This window comes from Coprococcus sp. LG101-27, assembly GCF_027695515.1.
Taxonomy (GTDB): domain Bacteria; phylum Bacillota; class Clostridia; order Lachnospirales; family Lachnospiraceae; genus Allocoprococcus; species Allocoprococcus comes.
The window spans coordinates 3798-4464 of the sequence record NZ_JAQEUJ010000051.1; the positions used below are offsets into that span (position 1 = coordinate 3798).

Genomic DNA, 667 nt, shown 5'->3' on the forward strand with positions numbered 1-667 from the left:
TGGTTTTTTCATATTCCTGTTTCAACTGTTCCAAAGATTTTTCCATGTTCTCACATCCTTTACTTATAAGATAAAGAAAGACCATCCGCAGACAGTCCGTGTGTCAGTGCTTCTATAAAACCCGATGAAAAGGGAAAACCGCAGAGCGGATTTCTCTTTTCGGAGGGTACACAGGGGATAGCCGCCTTAGCGGCGCAAGGGGGGTGTAGCCACCTTGTCGGAGCGAAGCGAACGCAGACCTCGGATTGCTGATTTTATCAGCGACAGAGGTAAGCTCCACAGGACGCACGATACATGGTCTTTAGACTATGTATAGAAGTGCGCCCTTAGTTCCTAAGGGATTTTGCCGTTTCCGGCAGTTTTGTCCTTTTTCTTGGAACGCTTGGAAAGATACTTCGGGCAGTCAACCACAACCGCCCGGAAGCTCTGTTTGCATTCGTGCTGGCATTTCCGGCACAGTTCGTTGTAAGTGATACGGCTGCGGTCATTTAAGAAGAAAGACCATTCCAGCCGTCGCTTGTTGCTCATTCTTGCCATAACCGGCTCCTTTCTCCGTTTCTATCTGATGTACGCAGATAGGCTGTTTTGGTGTAGCGTCTCGGTATCATTTTTAAGGTTTTTCCCTCTGTATGCCCCTTTGGAAAGTGCGGCAGTATTGCAGTCAGGG

The 667-nt window shown here is 48.1% G+C and carries 1 protein-coding gene and 1 pseudogene; both read right to left on the reverse strand.

The genetic code is table 11. The features are described from left to right. Nucleotides 1-85: pseudogene (locus PG766_RS17275) on the reverse strand (DUF3847 domain-containing protein); the annotation flags it as partial. Between the two features lie 248 nt (nt 86-333). Then, the gene (locus PG766_RS16710) at nt 334-537 is read right to left on the reverse strand and encodes a hypothetical protein (protein WP_004614949.1); all 204 of its coding nucleotides are present in this window, start codon (nt 535-537) and stop codon (nt 334-336) included. Nucleotides 538-667 lie beyond the last annotated feature (130 nt).

Excerpts from the sequence above, each read along its gene's own strand:
- PG766_RS16710 (WP_004614949.1), bottom strand. The coding sequence starts at position 537 with ATGGCAAGAATGAGCAACAAGCGACGGCTGGAATGGTCTTTCTTCTTA.